Source organism: Streptomyces populi (assembly GCF_002911015.1).
Lineage (GTDB): Bacteria > Actinomycetota > Actinomycetes > Streptomycetales > Streptomycetaceae > Streptomyces > Streptomyces populi.
In genome coordinates, this window is record NZ_KZ626849.1 from 43544 (window position 1) to 60654 (window position 17111).

The 17111-nt window shown below is 72.5% G+C and carries 17 protein-coding genes; 12 read left to right on the forward strand and 5 right to left on the reverse strand.

Annotated elements, in window-relative coordinates; genetic code table 11:
* Positions 1-78: 78 nt before the first annotated feature.
* Both CW362_RS08040 and CW362_RS08045 read left to right on the forward strand, forming a co-directional pair.
* The gene (locus CW362_RS08040) at positions 79-1287 is read left to right on the forward strand and encodes an alpha/beta hydrolase (protein WP_103548667.1); all 1209 of its coding nucleotides are present in this window, start codon (positions 79-81) and stop codon (positions 1285-1287) included.
* Between the two features lie 75 nt (positions 1288-1362).
* Positions 1363-2217, forward strand: coding sequence for a DUF4429 domain-containing protein (locus CW362_RS08045; RefSeq protein ID WP_206300893.1), 855 nt, complete (start codon positions 1363-1365; stop codon positions 2215-2217).
* A 101-nt stretch (positions 2218-2318) separates the two neighbouring features.
* On the opposite strand, the gene CW362_RS08050 is transcribed toward CW362_RS08045, so the two are convergent.
* Positions 2319-2789, reverse strand: a complete 471-nt coding sequence (locus CW362_RS08050; RefSeq protein ID WP_162683997.1) for a MerR family transcriptional regulator — start codon at positions 2787-2789, stop codon at positions 2319-2321.
* Between the two features lie 96 nt (positions 2790-2885).
* Between CW362_RS08050 and CW362_RS08055 the strand changes: the two genes are divergently transcribed.
* Positions 2886-3365 (forward strand): GNAT family N-acetyltransferase, encoded by a 480-nt coding sequence (locus CW362_RS08055; protein ID WP_103548670.1) that lies wholly within the window; start codon positions 2886-2888, stop codon positions 3363-3365.
* A 9-nt stretch (positions 3366-3374) separates the two neighbouring features.
* Positions 3375-4196: a serine hydrolase domain-containing protein gene (locus tag CW362_RS08060; protein WP_103548671.1), complete on the forward strand. Its 822-nt coding sequence runs from the start codon at positions 3375-3377 to the stop codon at positions 4194-4196.
* 49 nt (positions 4197-4245) lie between these two features.
* Here the strand turns inward: CW362_RS08060 and CW362_RS08065 are convergent, their stop codons facing one another.
* Positions 4246-4902: a pirin family protein gene (locus tag CW362_RS08065; protein WP_103548672.1), complete on the reverse strand. Its 657-nt coding sequence runs from the start codon at positions 4900-4902 to the stop codon at positions 4246-4248.
* 94 nt (positions 4903-4996) lie between these two features.
* Here CW362_RS08065 and CW362_RS08070 point away from each other — a divergent pair, with 94 nt between their 5' ends.
* From CW362_RS08070 to fabF, 5 genes are all read left to right on the forward strand, one after another.
* Positions 4997-6202, forward strand: a complete 1206-nt coding sequence (locus tag CW362_RS08070) for a PucR family transcriptional regulator (RefSeq protein WP_103548673.1) — start codon at positions 4997-4999, stop codon at positions 6200-6202.
* Between the two features lie 89 nt (positions 6203-6291).
* Entirely contained in the window at positions 6292-7209 is a 918-nt protein-coding gene (locus CW362_RS08075) for an ACP S-malonyltransferase (RefSeq protein ID WP_103548674.1), read from the forward strand.
* Between the two features lie 11 nt (positions 7210-7220).
* Positions 7221-8252 carry a ketoacyl-ACP synthase III gene (locus tag CW362_RS08080; RefSeq protein ID WP_103548675.1) on the forward strand — a complete coding sequence of 344 codons (1032 nt, stop codon included), beginning with the start codon at positions 7221-7223 and terminating at the stop codon, positions 8250-8252.
* Between the two features lie 75 nt (positions 8253-8327).
* Entirely contained in the window at positions 8328-8576 is a 249-nt protein-coding gene (locus CW362_RS08085; protein WP_103548676.1) for an acyl carrier protein, read from the forward strand.
* A gap of 128 nt (positions 8577-8704) precedes the next feature.
* A complete protein-coding gene (gene fabF / locus CW362_RS08090; RefSeq protein ID WP_103548677.1) occupies positions 8705-9976 on the forward strand; it encodes a beta-ketoacyl-ACP synthase II in 1272 nt (423 codons plus the stop codon).
* Positions 9977-10105: 129 nt separating this feature from the next.
* Here fabF and CW362_RS08095 read toward each other — a convergent pair whose 3' ends face one another.
* A complete protein-coding gene (locus CW362_RS08095) occupies positions 10106-10600 on the reverse strand; it encodes a DUF3145 domain-containing protein (RefSeq protein WP_103548678.1) in 495 nt (164 codons plus the stop codon).
* 308 nt (positions 10601-10908) lie between these two features.
* On the opposite strand from CW362_RS08095, the gene CW362_RS08100 reads away from it, so the two are divergent.
* Together CW362_RS08100 and CW362_RS08105 are read left to right on the forward strand one after the other, a co-directional pair.
* Positions 10909-11808 (forward strand): SGNH/GDSL hydrolase family protein, encoded by a 900-nt coding sequence (locus CW362_RS08100; protein WP_103548679.1) that lies wholly within the window; start codon positions 10909-10911, stop codon positions 11806-11808.
* A 10-nt stretch (positions 11809-11818) separates the two neighbouring features.
* Positions 11819-12793 (forward strand): aldose epimerase family protein, encoded by a 975-nt coding sequence (locus CW362_RS08105; protein ID WP_103548680.1) that lies wholly within the window; start codon positions 11819-11821, stop codon positions 12791-12793.
* Between the two features lie 125 nt (positions 12794-12918).
* Here the strand turns inward: CW362_RS08105 and CW362_RS08110 are convergent, their stop codons facing one another.
* Complete coding sequence (locus tag CW362_RS08110) at positions 12919-15381, reverse strand: glycoside hydrolase family 3 protein (protein WP_103548681.1); 2463 nt, start codon at positions 15379-15381, stop codon at positions 12919-12921.
* Positions 15382-15484: 103 nt separating this feature from the next.
* On the opposite strand from CW362_RS08110, the gene CW362_RS08115 reads away from it, so the two are divergent.
* Positions 15485-16060, forward strand: a complete 576-nt coding sequence (locus tag CW362_RS08115; RefSeq protein ID WP_103548682.1) for a TetR/AcrR family transcriptional regulator — start codon at positions 15485-15487, stop codon at positions 16058-16060.
* Between the two features lie 112 nt (positions 16061-16172).
* On the opposite strand, the gene CW362_RS08120 is transcribed toward CW362_RS08115, so the two are convergent.
* Positions 16173-17006, reverse strand: coding sequence for an EI24 domain-containing protein (locus CW362_RS08120; protein WP_103548683.1), 834 nt, complete (start codon positions 17004-17006; stop codon positions 16173-16175).
* Positions 17007-17111 lie beyond the last annotated feature (105 nt).

The window sequence follows — 17111 nt, forward strand, 5'->3', positions numbered from 1 at the left end:
CCAATTACCCCATCGGAAACGTGATCCCTCTCACTCGTTTAACGGGAGGCTCCTCACTTCTCCTAGGGTGTCCTCTCAGTGACTTCCTTCGACACCACCCCCCAACTCAACGTCTGGCGCGCACTGCTCGCGCTGGCCGTGGTGTTCGTGATGCTGGCCACCAGTGGCTGGACCGCGCTCCACAGCCACCGGGCACCCTCCCCGCTCCAGGCGTCCCGCTCCGCGTGGGAGCACGGCAGCATCACCGGGCACAAGCTGCCCGACCCGGACTCGGATCCGGAGCTGCTGGCCCGTTTCTTCACCACGCTCGACGCGGGGCAGCGCTCCGAGCTCGCCCGCCGCTATCCGCTCGCGGTCGGCAACATGAACGGGGCACCGGTGACCCTGCGTTACGCGGCGAACCGTCTCGCGCTGAAGCACGAGCGCACGGTCGAGCGTCGGCGCATGCACGACAACCGGCTGTCCGCGCTCGGCCAGCACGACGCGGGCCGCCGGATGCACCGCTACGAAGCCCTGCTGCGCAAGAGCCGCAAGATCCTCGCCTTCGACCCCAACGGCTCGGGCCGGGTCGCCGAGGTCTTCGGCGACCTCGACACGGCCCGCCGCGTCTCGGTCGTGGTCCCCGGTGTCGACACCGACCTGCTCACCTTCCAGCGCACGTACAAGCAGTACTCGGCGCCCGTGGGCATGGCGGACTCGCTGTACAGGGCGGAACGCTCGGCGGACCCCGGCACGCGTACGGCCGTGATCGCGTGGGCCGACTACACGACGCCCAGCGGCCTCGGCATCGACTCGGCCACCGCCATGCGCGCGGCGGAGGGCGCGGTGCGGCTGAACGCGCTGGTGCGGGCGCTGCCGGGAAGCGCGGAGGTGGCGCTGTACTGCCACAGCTACGGCTCGGTCCTGTGCGGGGTGGCCGCCTCTTCGCTGCCCTCCCGGGTCTCCGACATAGCGGTGGCGGGCAGTCCCGGCATGCGGGCGTCGAACGCGGCGAACCTGGGCACCACCGCCCGGGTCTGGGCGATGCGCGACGCGGACGACTGGATCCAGGACGTGCCGCACATGGAGGTCGGCGGCCTCGGGCACGGCGCGGACCCGGTGTCGAAGGGGTTCGGCGCACGTGTGCTGTCCGCCGAGGGGGCGAAGGGGCACGCCGGCTACTTCGAGCCGGGCACGGAGAGTCTCCGTAACTTCGCGGAGATCGGGATCGGCGCGTACCGTGCCGTCCGCTGCGCGCACGACGATGACGCATGCCGGACGGGTTTGTCCGCCGGTGCGTCGGCCTGACGCGCGTAGAGGACGAAAAACTGCGGTCCGCACAGAGAGGCGACGGAGGCTTGCGTGCCGCATACGATGGCCCGCATGGGTGACGTACTGGCCGGTTTTCATGCCGCCTGGGAGTTCGAGTCAGACTCCGTGCTCATCCGCTTCGAACGGGGGATCCGCACACCGAAGCTGTTCCAGGCGCTCGGCGAACGCCGAATCCCCCTGGAGGCGATCTCGGCGGTGACGCTGACGCCCGGGAAGCGAGGCACGGTCGTTCTGCGTGCGGTGCCGAGACCCGGCGCCGATCCGCTGATGGAAGCGGCCGCGGGACAGCTCAAGGAGGGGTGCGACCCCTATCGGCTGGTGCTGCCGGCCGACCGCGAGACGCTCGCCGAGTACTACGCGGACGAACTGCGCGGACAGCTCACCGCGGACGAGGAGCCCGCCGAGCGCTTCCTCGTGAAGCCGCCCGAGGGACCGCTGTCCTTCAAGGCCTACGACGGGAAGGCCACCTTCGACGGCAGGACGGTGTCCTTCCGCTGGTTCTGGACGGGCGCGTCCTCGGCGAAGTGGAAGGCCGGCGACCAGAGCTTCCCCGTCTCCGCGCTGTGCGGGGTCGAGTGGCGCTCCCCCGAGGTGCTCGAGGGCCATCTGCGGCTGCTGCGGCGCGATCCCGCGCCGGCGCACCCCGCCCAGGCCGACCAGGACCCGGCAGCGGTCGTCTTCGGGCTCGGGTACGGGCCCGTCCACGAGTCGCTGCCGTTCGCGGCGGCCGTGCTCGCCGCCACGCGCTCCGCGAGTCCCGCGCCGGCGGTCGCGGCCCCGGCGCCGCACCGCGACCCGGCCGACATCGCCGACCGGATCCGGCACCTCGGGGAACTGCACGAGGCCGGGCTCGTCACGGACGAGGAGTTCTCCGTCAAGAAGGCGGAACTGCTCGCCCAGCTGTAGGGGTACGGCGCGGCCCGCGGACACCCCCGCCTGCCCGGCCCGGGGACGCGGCCCCCGCCCGGCCCCCGATCCGGCCGGGAGCCGCCGGGGCCTGTCCGGCTCTAGGACCGCTCCGACGCGAGGGCGCGGCCCGCGTCCCCGTAGAAGTCGATCTTCCGGTCGAGCACGGCCAGGGTGTCCTGGAGCTCCGCGATCCGGGACCGGACGTCCCGGCGGGTCGCCTCCAGGAGTTCGTAGCGCTCCAGGTAGGTGTGATCGCCGGCGCGCACCATCTCCGCGTAGCGGACCATGTCGGCGACCGGCATCCCCGTGAGCCGGAGCTTGCCGACCAGGCCCAGCCAGTCCAGGTCGCGGTTGCTGTAGCGGCGCTGACCGGTGTGCGAGCGGTCGATGTGCGGCATCAGCCCGATGCGCTCGTACCAGCGCAGGGTGTGCGCGGTGAGGCCGGTGAAGGCGACGACCTCGCTGATCGTGTAGTTGTCCCGTCCGTCCGGGCGTCGCTGCTCCCGCTCGGGAGGGGCGACGCAGATATCGGTCCCGGTGGCCTCGGCTGTCGTCTCCATCACCGTCATGCCCTCCACGCTAAAACCCTGGAGTGCACTCCAGGCAAGCCGAACCGGCCGAAAACGCCGGGACATGGCCGGGAGGCGCTGGTTACCGTGCGGAACATGAATCTCGTGCGCCGTGCCACACCCGAGGACGCCTCCGAACTGCTGCGCCTGCGCCAGGTGATGATCGACTCGGTCTTCGAAGCGGGCTCCTCCAGCGCGTGGCACGCCGCGTCGCTGCCCACCGTACGCGCGAGGCTCTCCGGTCCCGAGGGTTCCTTCGCCGCCTTCGTGATCGACCACCCGGACCGCCCCGGGGCCCTCGCGGCGCTCGTCGCCGGGACGGTCGAGTACCGGATCGGGCGGGCGGACAATCCGCACGGCACGGTCGGGTACGTCTTCAGCGTCGCCACCGATCCGGACGCCCGGCGCCGCGGCTACGCCCGTGCCTGCATGGAGGCGCTCCTCGGCTGGTTCCGCGAGCACGGTGTCGCCCAGGTCGACCTCAACGCGTCCGCCGAGGCCGAGCCGCTCTACGCGGCCCTCGGGTTCGTCCGCAAGCCCGACCCCTCGATGCGGCTGACCTTCCGGTCCGCTTAGGCTCGGGGCATGTCCTCGCAGAGCCTGGCGCTGATCTCGAACTGGCCCGTCCCCACCGCCGCCGCCGCGGTCGTCCGCGCGGACGGCACCGTGGCCGGCTCGCACGGGCCGGGCGGGCACCGGTTCGCGCTGGCCTCCGTCACCAAGCCGCTCGCCGCGTACGCCGCGCTCGTCGCGTACGAGGAGGGGGCGATCGAGCTCGACGAACCCGCCGGGCCCCCCGGTTCGACGGTCCGTCATCTGCTCGCGCACACCTCGGGCCTGGCCTTCGACGAGCACCGGGCGACCTTCACGCCCGGGGAGCGGCGGCTGTACTCCAACGCCGGCTTCGAGGTGCTCGGGGACCACATCGCCAAGGCGGCGGACATGCCCTTCGCGGAGTACCTGCGCCAGGCGGTCCTCGAGCCCCTCGGCATGACCGCGACGACGCTGGACGGATCGCCCGCGAAGGACGGCGTCTCGACCGTGGACGACCTCGTCCGCTTCGCCGCCGAGCTCCAGGCGCCGCGGCTGCTCGACCCGCGCACGGTCGCGGAGGCGATGACCGTCCAGTACCCCGGCACCAAGGGCGTCCTGCCGGGCTACGGCCACCAGAACCCCAACGACTGGGGGCTCGGCTTCGAGATCCGCGACTCCAAGTCGCCCCACTGGACGGGAACCTCGTCCTCCCCGCGCACCTTCGGCCACTTCGGGCAGGCCGGTACGTTCCTGTGGGTCGACCCGGTCGCGGGCGCCGCCTGCGTCGCGCTCACCGACCGCCCCTTCGGCCCCTGGGCGATCGAGGCGTGGACCCCGTTCACGGACGCGGTGCTGGCCGGCCTGGCCTCCTGACCCGGACGGCGCGGGACCGGCCCCTGTCGCACGGGGCCGCGGTCCGGGTTCAGCCGACCGACATCTCCCACACCAGCAGCTCCGCCGGGGCGCCCGCGGCCAGTTCCAGGTCCTTGGCGTCCGTGATCCGGGCCGCGTCCCCCTCCCCCAGTTCCACGCCGTCCAGCCGGACCTCACCGCGCACGACGTGGACGTAGACGTGGGGCGCGTCGGGGACGGCGGTGCGCTCGCCCGCCGTCAGCCGGCGCACGTGGAGCATGGCCCCCGCCTCGGGCACGGCGTACGGGGTGGAGTCCGCGATGCCGCGGACCGTCTCGTAGGCGGGGTCGCCGCCCGGCTCCACCGGCGCCAGCCACATCTGGACGAAGACCAGCGGCAGCTCGCCGTCGTTGCGCTCGACGTGGCGGACGCCGCCCGCCGAACTCAGCCGCTGGACGTCCCCGTGGCGCAGCACCGACTCGTTGCCCGCCGAGTCCCGATGGGTCAGCTCGCCCTCCACCACCCAGGTGACGATCTCGGTGTGGCTGTGCGGGTGCTCGTCGAAGCCCGCGCCGGGGGCGAGCCGCTCCTCGTTGCAGGCGATCACCGCGCCGAAGCGGAGGTTGTCGGGGTCGTAGTGCGGGCCGAAGGAGAAGGCGTGGAGCGAGGAGATCCCGGCCGCCGGGTCCCCTCCGCGGTAGCGCTCGTCGGCGCGGCGGACGTCCATCACCCCACCACGGTAGCTCCGGCCCGGCGGGCGCTCCCCTCTTACTTGCGACCCGCCGCCGCACGGCCACATCCGGATAAGGCAGTCTTGTCCCGTGTCCGAACCCGAAGCCAGCAACACCGAGCGCCCCGCGCACGACGTCGACTCGCACACCGCGACCCTCAAGCGGCTGGAGAAGTCGGCCGGCAGTCTCGCCGCCCAGGCCATCACGCGGATGGACGAGACACTGCCGTGGTACCGGGCCATGCCACCGGAGAACCGGTCGTGGATCGGGCTGGTCGCCCAGGCCGGTATCGCGGCCTTCACGGAGTGGTTCCGGCACCCGGACGCGCCGCAGGCCATCTCCACCGATGTCTTCGGCACCGCGCCACGCGAGCTGACCAGGGCTATCACGCTGCGCCAGACGGTGGAGATGGTGCGGACGACAATCGAGGTCATGGAATCGGCCATCGACGAGGTGGCGGCACCCGGCGACGAGTCCGTGCTGCGCGAGGCGCTCCTGGTCTACGCCCGCGAGATCGCCTTCGCCACCGCCCAGGTGTACGCGCAGGCGGCGGAGGCACGCGGTGCCTGGGACGCCCGGCTGGAGTCGCTCGTGGTGAACGCGGTGCTCTCCGGCGAGGCCGACGAGGGCGCCGTCTCCCGGGCCGCCGCGCTCGGCTGGAACTCCCCCGAACACGTCTGCGTGGTGCTGGGCACGGCGCCCGACGGTGACAGCGAACTGACGGTCGAGGCGATCCGGCGGGCCGCCCGGCACGCCAAGCTCCAGGTGCTGACGGGGGTGCTCGGGGACCGGCTGGTCGTGATCGCGGGCGGCAGCGACAACCCGCTCGCCGTCGCCAAGTCGCTGATCGGCCCGTTCGCCGCCGGATCGGTCGTCGCCGGGCCGATCGTGCCCGACCTGCTGGCCGCGACCCGGTCCGCGCAGGCCGCGGCGGCCGGACTGAAGGCGTGTTTCGCCTGGCAGGACGCCCCTCGCCCGGTTCTGGCGGACGATCTCCTGCCGGAGCGCGCGATCGCCGGAGACCCGTCCGCCCGTGAGCAGTTGGTGGAGGAGATCTACAGACCGCTGGAGGAGGCGGGCTCGGCGCTCCTGGAGACGCTCAGCGTCTACCTGGAACAGGCGAGCAGCCTCGAAGGAGCCGCACGGATGCTGTTCGTCCATCCCAACACCGTGCGCTACCGGCTCCGACGTGTGACTGACGTCACCGGTTGGTCGCCCTCGGATGTCCGGTCGGCGTTCACGCTGCGGATCGCACTGATCCTGGGGCGTCTGGCCGACGGCGATCCACAAACATAGGCTTTTGTCGGGGACCTACAATTCCCCCTCGTGTTCTTCGTCCCTGTCCCCACGGGCGGCCGTGGCCGTCCCCAAGAGAGAGTGTGAGAGTGCTCGTACTCGTCGCTCCCGGCCAGGGCGCTCAGACGCCCGGCTTCCTGACTCCTTGGCTCGACCTCCCCGGTGCCGCCGAACGCCTCGCCGCGTGGTCGGACGCCATCGGGCTGGACCTTGCCCACTACGGCACGCAGGCCGACGCGGACGCGATCCGTGACACGGCCGTGGCGCAGCCCCTCCTGGTCGCCGCCGGCCTGCTGTCCGCCGCGGCACTCGGTGACGTGACCCCCGGCGCCGTCGCCGGACACAGCGTCGGTGAGATCACCGCCGCCGCGTTCGCGGGAGTGCTCGACGACACCGCCGCGCTGACCCTCGTGCGCAAGCGCGGCCTCGCGATGGCCGAGGCCGCCACCATCACGCAGACCGGCATGTCGGCGCTGCTGGGCGGGGACCACGACACGACGGTCGCGCACCTGGAGAAGCTGGGGCTGACCCCGGCGAACGTGAACGGCGCCGGCCAGATCGTGGCCGCCGGCACGCTGGAGCAGCTGGCCGCCCTGGAGGCGGACAAGCCCGAGGGCGTCCGGCGGGTCGTGGCCCTGAAGGTGGCGGGCGCGTTCCACACCCACCACATGGGCCCCGCGGTCGACGCGCTGGCGAAGGCCGCCGAGGACCTGGCTCCCGCGGATCCCGCGGTCACGTACGTCTCGAACCGTGACGGCCAGGCCGTCGCCTCCGGCGCCGACGTCGTCTCGCGCCTGGTCGGCCAGGTCGCCAACCCGGTCCGCTGGGACCTGTGCATGGAGACCTTCCGGGAGCTCGGCGCGACCGCGCTGATCGAGGTGTGCCCCGGCGGCACGCTGACCGGTCTGGCCAAGCGCGCGCTGCCCGGCGTCACGACCCTGGCCCTGAAGACCCCCGACGACCTGGACGCGGCTCGCGAGCTCATCGCCGAGCACGGCGCGGCCTGAGGAGCCCGAGCATGTCGAAGATCAAGGCACCCAAGGGCGCTCCGTTCGCGCGCATCCTCGGCGTCGGCGGCTACCGCCCCGTCCGGGTGGTGCCCAACGAGGTGATCCTGGAGACGATCGACTCGTCCGACGAGTGGATCCGTTCGCGCTCAGGCATCGAGACCCGGCACTGGGCCTCCGACGAGGAGACCGTCGCCGCGATGTCCATCGAGGCGTCCGGCAAGGCCATCGCCGACGCCGGGATCAGCGCCGACCAGATCGGCGCCGTGGTGGTCTCCACCGTGTCGCACTTCAGCCAGACCCCGGCCATCGCCACCGAGATCGCCGACAAGCTCGGCACGAACAAGGCCGCGGCCTTCGACATCTCGGCCGGCTGCGCGGGCTTCGGCTACGGCCTGACGCTCGCCAAGGGCATGGTCGTCGAGGGTTCGGCGGAGTACGTCCTCGTCATCGGCGTGGAGCGGCTGAGCGACCTCACCGACCTGGAGGACCGCGCGACGGCCTTCCTGTTCGGCGACGGCGCGGGCGCGGTCGTCGTGGGTCCCTCCGAGGAGCCGCACATCGGCCCCACCGTCTGGGGCAGCGAGGGCGACAAGGCCGGCACGATCAAGCAGACCGTTCCGTGGGACCGGTTCAAGATCGGTGACGTCTCCCAGCTTCCGCTCGACTCCAAGGGCGAGATCAAGTTCCCTGCCATCACGCAGGAGGGCCAGGCGGTGTTCCGCTGGGCCGTGTTCGAGATGGCGAAGGTCGCTCAGCAGGCGCTGGACGCGGCCGGGATCAGCCCGGACGACCTGGATGTCTTCATTCCCCACCAGGCCAACGAGCGGATCATCGACTCGATGGTGAAGACGCTGAAACTGCCGGGGCACGTCACGGTCGCGCGTGATGTGCGCACCACCGGCAACACCTCGGCCGCCTCGATCCCGCTCGCGATGGAGCGGCTCCTGGCGACCGGTGAGGCGAAGAGCGGCGACACCGCGCTCGTCATCGGCTTCGGGGCGGGTCTCGTGTACGCCGCGACGGTCGTTACCCTCCCCTAGGCACTCCGTACCGGATCATCCGGTCCGTACGGAAAATCGCCACCCCTCTGGAAACACACCGAAGGAGCGCCTGACATGGCCGCCACTCAGGAAGAGATCGTCGAAGGTCTCGCCGAGATCGTCAACGAGATCGCCGGGATCCCCACCGAGGACGTCCAGCTGGACAAGTCCTTCACCGACGACCTGGACGTCGACTCGCTGTCCATGGTCGAGGTCGTCGTCGCCGCCGAAGAGCGCTTCGACGTCAAGATCCCGGACGACGACGTCAAGAACCTCAAGACCGTCGGCGACGCGACCGCCTACATCCTCAAGCACCAGGCCTGATCTTCCGATCACCTGGGCCGACCGTCCGGGTCCGCCGGGGCCCTGCGCCCCGGTTCTCCCGGGCTGATGCCCCGCCACCCGGCGGTGGCGCCGCTGAATCCTCGTAATCCGTTGGAGAAAGAATTCCCGTGAGCCCGACCAATCGCACCGTGGTCGTCACCGGTATCGGCGCAACCACACCGCTGGGTGGCGACGCAGCCTCTACCTGGGAGGGTCTGCTCGCCGGACGTTCCGGCGTCCGCCCTCTCGAGCAGGAATGGGCCGCCGACCAGGCAGTCCGTATCGCGGCGCAGATCGCCGTGGAGCCGGGCGAGGTCATCCCCCGCCCGCAGGCCCGCCGACTGGACCGCTCGGCGCAGTTCGCGCTGATCGCGGCCAAGGAGGCCTGGGCCGACGCCGGTTTCACCGACAAGGCCGGCGAGGACCCCAGCGTCGACCCCGACCGGCTGGGCACGGTCATCGCCTCCGGCATCGGTGGTGTGACGACCCTGCTCGACCAGTACGACGTGCTGAAGGAGAAGGGCGTACGCCGTGTCTCCCCGCACACCGTTCCGATGCTGATGCCGAACGGTCCGTCCGCCAACGTGGGCCTCGCCGTGGGCGCCCGCGCCGGTGTGCACACCCCGGTCTCCGCCTGCGCCTCCGGCGCCGAGGCCATCGGCTACGCCATCGAGATGATCCGCACGGGCCGCGCCGACGTCGTCGTCGCCGGTGGCACCGAGGCGGCCATCCACCCGCTCCCCATCGCCGCGTTCGGCAACATGATGGCGATGTCCAAGAACAACGACGACCCCGAGGGTGCCTCGCGCCCCTACGACGTCGCCCGTGACGGCTTCGTCCTCGGCGAGGGCGCCGGCGTCGTCGTCCTGGAGTCCGCCGAGCACGCCGCCGCGCGCGGTGCCCGGGTGTACGCCGAGGCGGTCGGCCAGGGCATCTCGGCCGACGCGCACGACATCGTGCAGCCGGAGCCCGAGGGCCGCGGCATCTCGCACGCCCTGCAGAACCTGCTCGACAGCACGGATCTGGACCCGGCCGAGATCATGCACGTGAACGCGCACGCCACCTCGACGCCTGCCGGTGACGTGGCCGAGCTGAAGGCGCTGCGCAAGGTGTTCGGCGACGAGGCCGACCACTTCGCGGTCTCCGCCACCAAGTCGATGACCGGTCACCTCCTCGGTGGCGCCGGCGGTGTCGAGTCGGTCGCGGCCGTGCTCGCGCTGTACCACCGGCTCGCCCCGCCGACCATCAACGTGGAGAACCTCGACCCCGAGGCCGAGGCGGCCGCCGACATCGTCCGCGGTGAGCCCCGCAAGCTGCCCGTCGAGGGCCGTATCGCCGCGCTGAACGACTCGTTCGGCTTCGGCGGGCACAACGTGGTCCTGGCGTTCCGTACCGTCTGACGCCGGTTCCCCTCCGTACGAGCTGTGGCCCGTACCCCTGATCGCAGGGGTACGGGCCACAGTGCGTGGGTGCTTCGGCGGTGGTCCGGGCGGTGCCGACGGGGTGTCACACCGCGCGGGTCACGCGGGTCACACCACCTGGTGCAGCCAGCGGACCGGGGCGCCCTCGCCCGCGTAGCGGAAGGGCTCCAGCTCGTCGTCCCAGGGCTTGCCGAGGAGCTTGGCGAGATCGGCCTCCAGGTCGCTCTCGCCGCGCTGGGAGCGCAGCAGGGCCGCGCGCAGACGGTCCTCGGGGATGAGGATGTCGCCGTGGATCCCGGTGACCGCGTGGAAGATGCCGAGTTCGGGGGTGCAGCTGTAGCGCTCGCCCTCGGCGGTGGGGCAGGGCTCGGCGGTGACCTCGAAGCGCAGCAGGTGCCAGCCGCGCAGCGCGGAGGCCAGTTTGGAGGCGGTGCCGGCCTCGCCCTTGAAGGAGAACTCGGATCTCCAGGTGCCGGGCGCGGCGGGCTGCCGGATCCAGTCGAGGTTCACGCGCGTGCCGAGCACCCCCGCGACCGCCCACTCGACATGCGGACACAACGCGCGGGGCGCGGAGTGCACGTAGAGAACTCCACGTGTCGTCACTGGGGCCTCCGGACAGAGCGAGACATCTTGTAACTTAGCGGAACGGCAGTGGCAGGGCGGCCACGTGGCGAGGCTACCCTGCGGCGGCGCAAGGAGTGTGACGTACCGTCGGTCCAAGCGCCGTGAACCGCCGAGGTTTCACCCGGCGGGACGTGTCCGGACTCCCCTGCCGGGGGTCCGGGTCCGCCACCCGGACGAGGTCGGCCGCGCCGCGGAAACGCGGTACGACCGGCCGTGTACGACGTGGTGCGACCGACCGCGGGTAACGGTGCCGACCAACCCTGTACAACGAACGAGGAGACCAGGGGATGCGGAATCGCAGCCACCGTTGGCGGGCCGTCCTCGCCGCCACCGCCGCGGCGGCTCTCCTGGGCACCGCCGCGTGCGACGCCGGCGGCGGCTCCCCGGCGACCGGCGGGACGGCGGGGGCCCGGCCGTCCCCGAGGCCCACGCCGGTCTGGGACCGCAGCCCGGACTCCATGGCGGCGGTCGGCGACTCCATCACGCGCGGTTTCGACGCGTGCAGCGTGCTGTCCGACTGCCCCGAGGTCTCGTGGGCGACCGGCAGCGATCCCCGGGTCGACAGTCTCGCGGTACGGCTGCTCGGCACGGCCGGGGCGGCCGAGCGGAGCTGGAACTACGCGGTGACCGGCGCGCGGATGGCCGACCTTCCCGGCCAGATGGAACAGGCGGCGGCCCGGAGGCCGGAGCTGGTCACGGTGATGGCGGGCGCCAACGACGCCTGCCGCTCCTCCGCCTCGGCGATGACGCCCGTCGCCGACTTCCGCGCGGAGTTCCGGAAGGCGATGGGCACGCTGCGCCGCGCTCTGCCCAGGACCCAGGTGTACGTGTCGAGCGTGCCGGACCTGAAGCGGCTCTGGTCCGAGGGGCGCGGCAATCCGCTGGGCAAGCAGGTGTGGAAGCTGGGCATCTGCCCCTCGATGCTCGGCGACGCGGACTCACTGGGATCGGCGGCGACCCTCAGGCGGGGGCAGGTGCAGGACCGGGTGAAGGCGTACAACCAGGTGCTGCGCGAGGTGTGCGCCAAGGACCGGCGCTGCCGCTTCGACGGGAACGCGGTCTTCGACTACCGCTTCGGCACGGACCAGTTGAGCCACTGGGACTGGTTCCACCCGAGCAGGGACGGACAGGCCCGGCTCGCGGAGATCGCCTACCGGACGGTCACGGCACGCAACCCCGTGACCTAGGGTTTCCCTCATGAGTGAACTTTTCGGCACACTTTCCGACGGCACCCGGGTCCACCGCTGGACGCTGGAGCGCGCCGGGGTCCGGGTGCGCGTGCTGACGTACGGCGGGATCGTGCAGTCGGCCGAGGTGCCGGACCGGGACGGGCGGGCCGCGGACGTGACCCTGGGCTTCTCCGCCCTGGAGGGTTACACGGCCCATCCCGAGCCGTATCTCGGCGCGCTGGTCGGGCGGTACGCGAACCGCATCGGGGGTGCGCGCTTCTCCCTGGACGGGACGACGTACCGCCTGGAGCCGAACAACGGGCCCAACTCGCTGCACGGCGGGGACGGCGGCTTCGACAAGCGCGTGTGGGATGCGGAGCCGGTCGAACACGGCGTCCGGCTCTCCCGGGTCAGCCCGGACGGCGAGGAGGGCTTCCCGGGCCGTCTGGAGGTCTCGGCGACGTACACGCTCGACGAGCGGGGCGCGCTGCGGATCGCCTACGAGGCGGTCACCGACGCGCCGACCGTGGTGAACCTGACGAACCACACGTACTGGAACCTCGCCGGCTCCGGCAGCGCGCTGGGACACGAACTGCGGCTCGACGCCTCGCGGTTGACCCGGGTGGACGGGAACCTCGTCCCGACCGGGGAACTCGACCCGGTCGAGGGCACCCGCTTCGACTTCCGCGAGCCCCGCAAGACCGGAGCGGGCTACGACCACAACTACGTGCTCGACAAGGGGGTCAGCGACGCTCCCGTGGAGGTCGCCGAGCTGTACGACCCGGCGTCCGGGCGGGTGCTGAGGGTCGCGACCACCGAACCGGGTCTACAGTTCTACACCGCCGACCACCTGGGCGGCCCGTTCGCGCCCAACGACGGCATCGCGCTGGAGACCCAGCACTTCCCCGACTCCCCGAACCGGCCGGCCTTCCCGAGCACCGAGCTGCGGCCGGGCGGGGTGTACCGGTCCGCGACGGTGTACGGGTTCTCCGTACGGCCCTAGGTGCACCGCCCCGGGGAACAGGGGCACGGAGGGCGGGGTCGCGGAGGACGCCGCCGGGAGTACCGGCGAGCCCCGGTCCGGAGGTCAGGTTCCGGACCGGGGCCGGCCGAAGGAGGGCGCGTCGTTCACGCCTCGATGATCGTGCGCAGGCGGCGGTCCGTGAGGGAACGGCCTGCCCGAATCTCGTACGAACCCTTCACAAACGCCCAGGCGTCCGTGGCGGTGTCCCAGATCTCGAAGGCGCGGCGCGGGATTTCCACGACGGCCTCGACGCTCTCGCCGGGCGCGGCCTCGACCCCGGCGAAGCCGGCCAGCACCTGGGCGGGCCGCTCCGTGCCGGGTTCCGCGGGGGCGAGGTAGACCTGGACGACCTCGCGCCCGGTCCGCTCACCGGTGTTGCGGACGCGGACGGTGACGGTCGTGCCCTCGGCCTCGATGGACTCGTACGTCCAGTCGGTGTAGCCGAGGCCGTGCCCGAAGGGGTACGAGGGGGTCCTGCCCTCCTTCTCCCAGGCGCGGTAGCCGATGAAGACGTCCTCGGTGTAAGGGAGTTCGCCGTTCTCGGGGCGCACCTGGGTGACCGGGGCGTCGGCGAGGGAGCCCCAGGTGGTGGGGAGGCGGCCGCCGGGCTCGTGGGCGCCGGTGAGGACGTCGGCGAGGGCGGCGCCGCCCTCCTGGCCCGGGAACCAGCTCAGGAGCACGGCGGCGACCTCGTCGCGCCACGGGAGTTCCACGGGCGAGCCGGAGTTGACGACCACGACGGTGTTGGGGTTGGCGGCGGCGACGGCGTGGACCAGTTCGTCCTGGCGGCCGGGGAGCCCCAGGTCCGCGCGGTCGAAGCCCTCGGACTCGACGCGGTCGGTGGTGGCGACCACGACGACGGCGGTGTCGGCCGCGCGGGCCGCCTCGACCGCCTCGGCGATCAGCTCGTCTCCGTCGCGCACGGGTTCCTGGTGGGCGAGCGTGAAGCGGACGCCCTTCACCGGGACGTCCTCGGGGATCGCGACGACGTGGGTGAGGGAGACCTCCACCGGTGCGCCCGCCGTGAGTTCGGCCCGGCCGCGCGCCACCGGGGCGCCGAAGAACGTCACGAACGGGCCGTCCTCGGCGGTTCGCTGGACGTCGTCGAAGTACGTCGTGCCGTCGACGGTGAGGGTGAACGCGCCGAGGCCCTTGATGCCGAAGGTGTGCGGGCCGGACTCGCGCGGGGTGAAGGTGCCGGTGAGTTCGACGCTGTGGAGGTTGTCGTAGGTGGCGCCCTCGGGCAGGTCGTCGCCCATCCACTGGATGTGGCCGCTCGGGGCGGAGGCGGTGGCGACGACCTCTCCGGCCGCGTCGCGGCAGACCGCGCGCAGCTCGAACCCCTTGTCGGCCACGGGGAGTTCGACGGCCAGGTCGGCGCCGAGGGCGTACGTCACGCTGCCCTCGGGCAGGGCGGCGGTGAGGCCGTCGAGGGGCGAGACGATCCCGGCGGGGAAGACGACGGCGGAGCCGCCGCCGAGCACGCGGGCGTCGCGGGCGGCGGCGCCGACGAGGGCGACCCGGTGCCCCCCGGGGAGCGGCAGGGCGCCCTCGTTGCGGACGAGGACGAAGCCCCGGCGGGCCACCTCGCGCGCCAGCGCCCGCCCGTCCACGGCCGCCGGGGGCTCGGTCACGACGGGTTCGGCGCCCTCCAGGGCACCGACGCGGGCGGCGAGCCGGAGCACGTTGCGCACGGCGGCGTCGACCGCGGCCTCGGCGACCTCGCCCGCGCGCACGGCGGCGGCGAGCGGTTCTCCGTAGACGGTCCGGGGGCCGGGCATGGCGACGTCGAGGCCGCCCTCGATCGCGGCCCTGGTGTCGCGGGCGGCCTTCCAGTCGGAGACGTTGAAGCCGTCGAAGCCCCATTCGCCGCGCAGGACCTCGTTCACCAGACGGCGGTGCTCGCTCATCGTGGTGCCGTTGACCGAGTTGTAGGCGGTCATGACGCCCCACGGGCGGGCGGTCTCGACGATGGTCTCGAAGGGCGCCAGGTACAGCTCGCGCAGGGCGCGTTCGGAGACGAGGTTGTTCACCGTGAAGCGGTCGGTCTCGGCGTCGTTGGCGACGAAGTGCTTGACGGTGGTGGCGACCCCGCCGGACTGGACGCCCCGGACGTAGCCGCCGCCGATCGCGCCGGTCAGGAGCGGGTCCTCGCTGTAGGCCTCGAAGTGGCGGCCGCCGAGCGGTGAACGGTGGAGGTTGACGGTGGGGGCGAGCAGGACGTGGACGCCCTTGCGGCGCGCCTCCTGGGCGAGCAGCACGCCCGCGCGGCGGGCCAGTTCCGGGTCCCAGGCGGCGGCGAGCGCGGTGGGCGAGGGGAGCGCGACGGAGGGGTCGTCGGCGCTCCAGCGGACACCGCGGACGCCGATCGGGCCGTCGGACATGACGAGGGACCTCAGCCCGATCTCGGGGAGCGCGGGCAGGGTCCACATGTTCTGCCCGGACAGCAGCCGGGCCTTCGCGTCCAGGCCGAGCCTGCCGAGGGCCGCCTCGACGACGGCCTCGCGGGCCGCGTCCGCCTCCGCGTCCTGATGGTCCTTCGCCGTCCCCGCCGCGGTCTCCGCCATGGCGGCACCTCCTCGTTGAAAGCCGTCGGTTCTCCTCATCGTGCATCGGCCACCTGTCGATCGGTAGGTTTCGTTATCCTGCCGTTATGATCGGGGTGATCGGATGCCGTACGGTGACGCCATGGCGACCAGGACCAGGAGCGAGGAGCGGCGCGCCGAGATCGTGCGCGCGGCGCTGGAGGTGATCGCCGAGCGCGGTTACCGGGGCGCGAGCCTCGCCGCGGTCGCCGAGCGCGTGGGCCTCACCCAGCAGGGCCTGCTGCACCACTTCCCCACCAAGGAGGCCCTGCTCGTCGCCGTGCTCAGGGAGCGGGACCAGTGGGACGCCCTGCCGGGCGCCGGCTGGCGGGCCGACCTGCTCGTCTCCCTGGTCGAGTACAACGCGATGCGGCCCGGGATCATCCAGACCTTCTCGGCCCTGCTCGGCGAGAGCGTCACGGAGGGGCATCCGGCCCGCGAGTTCTTCACCCGGCGCTACACCACGGTGCGCGCGGACATGGCCGCGGCGCTGCGCGCCGAGTACGGGGAACGGCTGCCGAGCGGGCTCACGCCGGAGCGCGCCGCTCCCCTGCTCGTCGCCGTGATGGACGGTCTTCAGTACCAGTGGCTGCTCGACCCGGAGTCGGTGGACATGGCGGCCGCGTTCCGCGACTTCCTGACCCTGCTGGGCGAGGACTGAGCGGCTCGGGGCGGACCTCACCCACGCCACGCCCCGGCGCCGCGGCCCGGTCGTCAGCCCCGCGGCCCGGTCGTCGGCCGGGCGGGCGTGACGGCGACGGCGGGCGTGACGGTCAGGACGTGGCGCTCCGCGCCTCGGACGTCCGCTCGGAGCCGTCCTCGGAGTCCTCCTCCGAGTCCTCGTCCGCACCGCCCTCGCGGATCTCCTCGCCGAGCAGGTCCCGGGCCATCAGGGTGGCGCCGGCGACGGCCCCGGGCATCAGGAACACCGCGACGAACGGCACGAGGAAGGCGAGGCCCAGCGGGGTGCCGAAGCCCCAGACCAGTGTCTTGCGGGAGCGGAGCAGCGCGAGGCGTGCCCGGAGGTCGACGTCGCGGCGTTGCAGGGCCACGGCGACGAGTTCCTCGGTGAGGAAGAAGCCCGTGACGAAGAAGCCGAGCACCGGGACGACGGTCTGGCCGACGAACGGGACGAAGCCGAGCCCGAAGAGGAGCACCGCCCACACGAGGGCCCGCACGAGGATGCGGAGGCTGTCGCGCGCGGAGATCCACAGCTCGCGCCAGAGCGGCAGCCCCGACTCGGGGGCCGTGCCGTCCGGGGAGACGTCGCGGTCGACCTTCTCCGAGAGGCTCTCGTAGAAGGGCTGGCCCACGAGCAGGGTGACGGCGGTGAAGGTGAGGACGGCGAGGAGGAGGGCGAGGGCGAAGAGGACGGCGGTGAGGAAGCCGCGGAACAGGCCCGCCCAGGGGCTGGACCAGTCGTCCGCGAACGGCGTCGCCCAGGTGACGAAGTCCTCCCCGTACACGCCGAGGGCGACGAGTGCCGCCGCGTAGAGCACGAGCGTGATCAGCCCCGGCAGCAGCCCGAACCCGAAACTCTTCCCGTGCCGGACCACCCACCGCTGGCCGCGCAGCAAATAGCCGAAGCCCACCCCAAGATCGCGCATGGGAAGACCTTATCGGGGCGGCGCGCCGGGCCACAGTCCGTGGTGGCGGCCGCCGCTCCCCGGAGGCACGAGGGCCGCACCCCGCCGTCCAGGGGGTGCGGCCCT

Bases quoted from the DNA above. Each gene is read 5' to 3' on its own strand.
- CW362_RS08115 (WP_103548682.1), top strand. From the start codon at position 15,485: ATGCCGTACGGTGACGCCATGGCGACCAGGACCAGGAGCGAGGAGCGG.
- CW362_RS08085 (WP_103548676.1), top strand. From the start codon at position 8,328: ATGGCCGCCACTCAGGAAGAGATCGTCGAAGGTCTCGCCGAGATCGTC.
- CW362_RS08100 (WP_103548679.1), top strand. From the start codon at position 10,909: ATGCGGAATCGCAGCCACCGTTGGCGGGCCGTCCTCGCCGCCACCGCC.
- CW362_RS08055 (WP_103548670.1), top strand. From the start codon at position 2,886: ATGAATCTCGTGCGCCGTGCCACACCCGAGGACGCCTCCGAACTGCTG.
- CW362_RS08050 (WP_162683997.1), bottom strand. From the start codon at position 2,789: ATGACGGTGATGGAGACGACAGCCGAGGCCACCGGGACCGATATCTGC.
- CW362_RS08105 (WP_103548680.1), top strand. From the start codon at position 11,819: ATGAGTGAACTTTTCGGCACACTTTCCGACGGCACCCGGGTCCACCGC.
- CW362_RS08060 (WP_103548671.1), top strand. From the start codon at position 3,375: ATGTCCTCGCAGAGCCTGGCGCTGATCTCGAACTGGCCCGTCCCCACC.
- CW362_RS08080 (WP_103548675.1), top strand. From the start codon at position 7,221: ATGTCGAAGATCAAGGCACCCAAGGGCGCTCCGTTCGCGCGCATCCTC.
- CW362_RS08065 (WP_103548672.1), bottom strand. From the start codon at position 4,902: ATGGACGTCCGCCGCGCCGACGAGCGCTACCGCGGAGGGGACCCGGCG.
- CW362_RS08120 (WP_103548683.1), bottom strand. From the start codon at position 17,006: ATGCGCGATCTTGGGGTGGGCTTCGGCTATTTGCTGCGCGGCCAGCGG.
- CW362_RS08045 (WP_206300893.1), top strand. From the start codon at position 1,363: ATGGGTGACGTACTGGCCGGTTTTCATGCCGCCTGGGAGTTCGAGTCA.
- CW362_RS08110 (WP_103548681.1), bottom strand. From the start codon at position 15,381: ATGGCGGAGACCGCGGCGGGGACGGCGAAGGACCATCAGGACGCGGAG.